Origin of the sequence: Pseudoalteromonas sp. SG44-8 (assembly GCF_014164125.1) — a bacterium.
Lineage (GTDB): Bacteria > Pseudomonadota > Gammaproteobacteria > Enterobacterales > Alteromonadaceae > Pseudoalteromonas > Pseudoalteromonas rhizosphaerae.
In genome coordinates this window covers 37,845-44,216 of record NZ_JACJEQ010000032.1, presented here as the reverse complement: position 1 = coordinate 44,216, position 6,372 = coordinate 37,845, and the positions used below count along the sequence as shown (strand labels likewise).

The following is a 6,372-nucleotide window of genomic DNA, read 5'->3' as shown; positions in this document are numbered from 1 at the left end:
GGTAAGCGGTAAGCGGTAAGCCAAAAATCTACTCAATTCAGATTTTATGTCAAGGCTTACCAAGCGCTCTGGTCGCTTAAAACTTACAGCTTATGCCTTATAGCTCTAAAGTAATTGATCAAACAAATCAAATAACTTATCTAGCTCTTCGATGGTGTTGTAGTGCATGCAACCAATGCGTACAACGCCGCCAGTATCCAATACACCCAATTGCTTGCATAAGCCCTGAGCGTAGAAGTTACCATCCCACACACATATATGTTGCTTACCTAAAAACTCAGACACCTGACGTGGCTCAAGCCCTGCAAAGGTTAAAGCAAAAGTTGGGGTACGTTCAGCTAAACGATCTAAATCATCAATACCAAATAGTTTGATCTTAGGATAGTTAACTAGTCGAGTAAGGAAGTACTCACTTAACGCCATTTCATGCTGTTTAGTTTTTGCAAAAGCAGAAGCTAATTTATCGCGGCGTGAATAGCTACCATCAAGCTCACTAATATCTGCAATGTAGTCAACAGCAGCAATTAAACCTGCGAGTGCTTCAAAGCTTTGCGTGCCGGTTTCCCAGCGCCCAGGAATAACATCTTTGGCAGGCTCGACTTTGTATGGTCTAAACTCTTCAAGGTGCTCACGCTTAGCGTACACCATACCTAAATGTGGGCCGAAAAACTTATACGCAGAGCAGGCCAAAAAATCACAATCAAGTGCTTGAACATCAATCAGCTCATGTGGCGCATAATGCACAGCATCCACATACACCAAAGCACCTACGCTATGAGCCATTTCAACAATACGTTTAATGTCGTTTATAGAGCCGGTAGTGTTTGATGCATAAGTAACGGCTACTAATTTGGTTTTAGTACTCAGTAAGCTTGTAAAATGCGCTAAATCTAAGCTGCAATCAGCTTCGTTAATCAATACAGTATTAACCTTTGCGCCTTTATCTTCTGCAGCCTGCTGCCAAGAGGATACATTTGAGAAGTGATCTGCATTGGTCACGATAATCTCATCACCCGCTTGCCAATCACGAGAAATCGCACGGCTAAAGCTAAAAGTAAGGCTAGTCATATTCGCACCGAATACAATTTGATCGCGCGATGGGGAATTAAGTAAATCAGCAGCCGCTTGGCGCGCATCAGCCATTAACTCAACGGTTTTTTCACTCGAAAAAAATGCACCGCCTAAATTCGAGTTGTAATAACCTAAATAAGCCGACATTGCACTCAAAACAGGCTGTGGTACTTGTGAGCCACCCGGGCCATCTAAAAATATTGGTGACTTACCAGCTACTTGCTGCATTAGGGCCGGAAATTGGCGGCGTAATTGTGTTAAGTTCATTGCTATTCCTTAAGCTGTCAGTACGAAGCAGTCAAGATAACCCGCTTTTGTGTCATCAATCTTATTCATCGGCGTGGCGTTATGCCAAACTTCACGGTCATTAATTAATGCAAACATACCGTCTTTAATTTCCATTTTAAAACAAGGCTCAGCTTGCTTATTTTCATACACCAACAACTCACCACCTTCTAAGTTTTCGTGCGATACACCACAAATACAAACGTGATCAAAGCCATCTTGGTGAATACCTTCTGGCGCAGGTGGCGTATCACTTTCAATAGCAAGCATACGAAATTGATGAATTTCAATATCACGCTCTTCGCTAATACCGGTAATGGCACGAAACTCATTGACGATACTTTTCATCCCTTCGCTTGCCAATAAACTCGGCTCTAAATTTTCGTAAGTGCGCTCAACATTACCTTGGAAAGTATTGATTGAATCATCTTGTACAAATGCTTTTGTGGCTTGTAAAACAAGTTCATCATTTTGCACTTTAATTACTGAATAGCGGCGTTTACGAAACGCACCGTCGGCATACGGGTTAGCCGGAAGATTAGCAAACGATGGCTTAACAGCCTCAATATGAGCTTGGTTTACAAAGCGAAGTTGTAATAGGTTCTGGTTGTTTAATGCTGTCATAAAAATCTCGCCTAAAAATAAGAGGATTAACTCATAAATAATGAAGGGATTTTAATGCAAATAGAGGGGATTTTTTGCGTCTTTACTTGATTAAAGTAAGGTTAAAGTAGAATTTTAAGATCTAAAATATCATCATAATGAAATTTTAATCTAACAACAAAATGACCAATGGAATTTCTATTTATAAACATCAATAACAAAAACACTTAAAGAGTCCAACTAACCTCATATTTATTTTTCAATCTTCAACTACAAGTTCAACTTAGTCGCAGGCTGGTAAGGTAGGTTGTAGCGCCACATTCTTAATGCTCAACTAAATACGAATAATATTTCAGCATCCCTAATAAAAAAGCCTGCTAAGCAGGCTGTCATATACAAACGAGTTAAAATTAAACAGCTTGTTGAATAATCACGTTGTCTGCTTTTTTAGTGTAAGCAGGCATGCGATGGAAGTTCAAGTAACGGTATGTATCTGATGCTGTTGCATTGATCTTCGCAGCATATTCTTGATACTCAGCAGATGTTGGTAATCTACCTAAAATTGCAGCGATTGCAGCAAGTTCAGATGAAGCTAAAAATACGTTTGCACCATTACCTAAACGGTTCGGGAAGTTACGTGTAGAGGTAGACACAACTGTTGCTTGATCTGCAACACGTGCTTGGTTACCCATACATAGTGAACAACCTGGAGTTTCGATACGTGCGCCAACACGACCAAAAATACCGTAATAACCTTCTTCTGTAAGTTGGTCTTTATCCATCTTAGTTGGTGGAGCAACCCAAAGCTGAGTCGGTAATTGACCTTTAAAGCCATCAAGCAACTTACCAGCAGCACGGAAGTGACCAATATTAGTCATACAAGAGCCGATGAATACTTCATCAATTTTCTCGCCTGCAACATCAGAAAGAAGACGCGCATCATCTGGATCATTTGGTGCACAAAGAACTGGCTCTTTAATTTCGGCTAAATCGATATCAACTATATGAGCGTACTCAGCGTCTTTATCAGCTTCCATAAGTTCTGGGTTAGCTAACCACTCTTGCATTGCTGTAACACGACGTTCAATCGTACGTACATCACCGTAACCTTCAGAGATCATCCACTTCAGCATAACAATGTTTGATTCTAGGTATTCAGAAATAGATTCTTTAGATAACTTAACAGTACAACCTGCCGCCGAACGCTCTGCAGATGCATCAGATAATTCAAATGCTTGCTCAACAGTTAGGTGCTCAACGCCTTCAATTTCTAGTACACGACCAGAGAATTCGTTAATTTTTCCTTTTTTCTCAACGGTTAATAAGCCTTGCTTAATACCGTAGTAAGGGATTGCATGTACTAGGTCACGTAATGTGATACCAGGCTGCATTTCGCCTTTAAAACGGACTAAAATTGATTCAGGCATATCAAGTGGCATTACACCAGTTGCTGCTGCGAATGCTACTGCACCCGACCCCGCTGGGAATGAAATACCTAATGGGAAACGTGTATGTGAATCACCACCAGTACCGACGGTATCTGGTAATAACATACGGTTTAACCATGAGTGGATAATACCGTCACCTGGGCGAAGTGAAACACCGCCACGGTTCATGATGAAATCAGGAAGCGTATGGTGAGTATTTACATCAATAGGTTTAGGGTAAGCTGATGTATGACAGAAAGACTGCATTGTTAAATCTGCAGAGAAACCTAAACACGCTAAATCTTTAAGTTCATCACGCGTCATAGGACCGGTTGTATCTTGCGAACCAACAGTAGTCATTTTAGGCTCACAGTATTGGCCTGGGCGAATACCTGCAACGTTACATGCTTTACCAACCATTTTTTGCGCTAGTGTGAAGCCTTTATCAGAAACTTCTGTTGCTGTTGGTACTTTAAATACATCAGTTGCACCCAAGCCAAGAGATGTACGCGCTTTGTCAGTTAAACCACGACCAATGATTAGTGGGATACGACCACCAGCACGAACTTCATCTAAAATTACCTCAGATTTAAGTTCAAAAGTAGAAATAATTTCATCAGTACCGTGACGCTTAACAACACCTTCGTAAGGGAAGATATCGATTTGCTCACCCATGTTAAGTTCATCAACATTTAATTCGATTGGTAATGCGCCTGAATCTTCCATTGTGTTGAAGAAGATTGGCGCAATTTTATTACCTAAACATACACCGCCAACACGCTTGTTTGGTACAAACGGGATATCATCGCCCATAAACCAAAGTACAGAGTTAGTTGCTGACTTACGAGAAGAGCCAGTACCAACAACATCACCTACGTAGGCAAGTGGTAAGCCTTTCGTTTTTAATTCTTCAAGTTGTGTAATTGGGCCAACTTCACCAGCTTTATCAGGTGTAATACCGTCACGCTCAATTTTTAGCATTGCTAAAGCATGCAATGGAATATCAGGACGTGACCATGCGTCTGGTGCTGGTGATAAATCATCAGTATTTGTTTCGCCAGTTACTTTGAATACCGTAACTGAGATTTTTTCAGCAACCGCAGGTTTATTGGTAAACCATTCTGCAGCAGCCCAAGATTCAATAATTTGCTTAGCGTATTCATTACCCGCTTTTGCTTTTTCTTCAACGTCATAAAATGCATCAAACATTAATAACGTATTTGCAAGACCTTTAACAACGATTGGCGCAAGCGCTTCTTCGTCAAGTAGCTCAATCATGGGGGCGATGTTGTAACCGCCAAGCATTGTGCCTAATAGTTCAGCTGCTTTTTCTTTTGAAATTAGTGGTGAAGTTGCCTCACCTTTAGCAACTGCGGCTAAAAAACCAGCTTTGATGTAAGCTGCGTCATCCACACCTGGCGGCACGCGATTTACTAATAAGTCTAAAATAAACTCTTCTTCACCTGCAGGTGGTGTTTTAACTAGCTCGATAAGATCAGCCGTTTGCTGAGCATCCAATGGCGCTGGTACGATACCTAACGCGGCACGTTCTTCTACGTGTTTACGATAATCTTCTAGCACAATATTGCCCTCTTGGTGACGTGAAAGTATTCAGTAATACGCGTTCTCGCGAAAAATTACTCAATACTTATAGTATTCTGACGATTAATTATAAAGCTTTTAAATATAGATGAAAGTCCATGCAATCAAGCAAAATTTTATACTCACTATAAATACTATGAATAGTCAAAAAGGAAAACACCATTCACATGAATGTTAATTAACTGCGAATCATTACTATTTTATTAGGCATAAAAAAACCCAGCATATTGCTGGGTTTTTAATAAATCAAATGCTATTAACGCTCAACTTTCACGCGTTCAATTGACTTAATGTGTGCTTCTACACGACGGTTTTCCGCGTGTGCAGCAGGTGTGTTGTCTGTATTTTTAAGACGCTCTTCGCCTAGACCAACAGTAGTAATACGATCTGCAGCAATGCCATCAGCAATTAGCTTAGCAGCAACTGCATCAGCACGCTTTTTAGATAACCACTTGTTGTAATCTGCTTTACCAACAGCAGAAGAATGACCTTCAAGTAATACTGTTGTATCTGTGTGCTCTTTTAAGAAGCCTGCAACTTTTTCAATACCGCTGTCATATTTGCCAGCAACAACCGACGCATTGTTAGGGAATGTTACTAACAAGCTCTTAGTTACTTCACGGTCTTCATATAGAGTACAACCTGTTCCATCAACAGCATCTGTCATTGGTGTGTTTGCACATTGGTCATCTGCATCAGGGATGTTATCACCATCGCTATCAACAGGAGCAACCGCTACAGGTACTACTGTAGCTGGAGCTGGAGCAGCTTTAACTGGCTCAGCTGCTGAACTTTGCTTACCAAATAAATAGCTAAGGCCAAGTTTAGCACCTACATCTGTGTAACCACGGTCAAGGCCTTGGTAAATAGATGTTTCAGCATTAAATGCGAAATTATCAGTGAAATAATGTTGGTAACCAGCACCCACATTAGCAAAAGTTAGGTTTTCTGTAATATCGATTTGTTTAAGACCGAAAATACCATAGAAAGGGCCGCCGTTGATGTGATAAAGACCATCAATACCTAAACGATCGCCGTCCATGCTTGTTGCGTTCATAGCAGGATTTACATTTGAAATGTCAAAATCCATATCAGCATATTCTAAGCGCGCGCTCCAGTAATCGTTAAAACGATAACCAATTTCCGCACCCCAACCAGTTGAATCATCAACGTTAGTACCTGCGCTACCACGGACATTTTCCCATGAAGCATCGTAATAATCGCCAAAAGCACCGATAAAGAAACCTTCTTTTTCAGCCGCGAAGCTTGAAGCGCTAGTTGCAGCTAGTGCTAAAGCAATAGTAAGTGATTTTAATTTCATTGTTTCCTTCCCATTTTCACAATTAAAATTGTAGCTAAGAAACCCTAGCTCAATAAGTTTGAT

Annotated in this window: 4 protein-coding genes; all 4 read right to left on the bottom strand. The window is 40.7% G+C overall.

Annotation, left to right across the window (positions count from 1 at the left end; genetic code table 11):
• Nucleotides 1-105 precede the first annotated feature (105 nt).
• Nucleotides 106-1,338, bottom strand: coding sequence for a cysteine desulfurase-like protein (locus tag H5163_RS18190; protein WP_182732361.1), 1,233 nt, complete (start codon nt 1,336-1,338; stop codon nt 106-108).
• Between the two features lie 9 nt (nt 1,339-1,347).
• The gene (locus H5163_RS18185; protein ID WP_145238003.1) at nt 1,348-1,980 is read right to left on the bottom strand and encodes a 2OG-Fe dioxygenase family protein; all 633 of its coding nucleotides are present in this window, start codon (nt 1,978-1,980) and stop codon (nt 1,348-1,350) included.
• Between the two features lie 389 nt (nt 1,981-2,369).
• Entirely contained in the window at nt 2,370-4,967 is a 2,598-nt protein-coding gene (gene acnB / locus H5163_RS18180; RefSeq protein WP_149980473.1) for a bifunctional aconitate hydratase 2/2-methylisocitrate dehydratase, read from the bottom strand.
• A gap of 277 nt (nt 4,968-5,244) precedes the next feature.
• Nucleotides 5,245-6,309, bottom strand: coding sequence for an OmpA family protein (locus tag H5163_RS18175; protein WP_145237997.1), 1,065 nt, complete (start codon nt 6,307-6,309; stop codon nt 5,245-5,247).
• Between the last annotated feature and the right edge of the window lie 63 nt (nt 6,310-6,372).

What these genes read in the sequence shown, in the direction of transcription:
- H5163_RS18190 (WP_182732361.1), bottom strand. Translation starts at nt 1,338, where the DNA reads ATGAACTTAACACAATTACGCCGCCAATTTCCGGCCCTAATGCAGCAA.
- H5163_RS18185 (WP_145238003.1), bottom strand. Translation starts at nt 1,980, where the DNA reads ATGACAGCATTAAACAACCAGAACCTATTACAACTTCGCTTTGTAAAC.
- H5163_RS18175 (WP_145237997.1), bottom strand. Translation starts at nt 6,309, where the DNA reads ATGAAATTAAAATCACTTACTATTGCTTTAGCACTAGCTGCAACTAGC.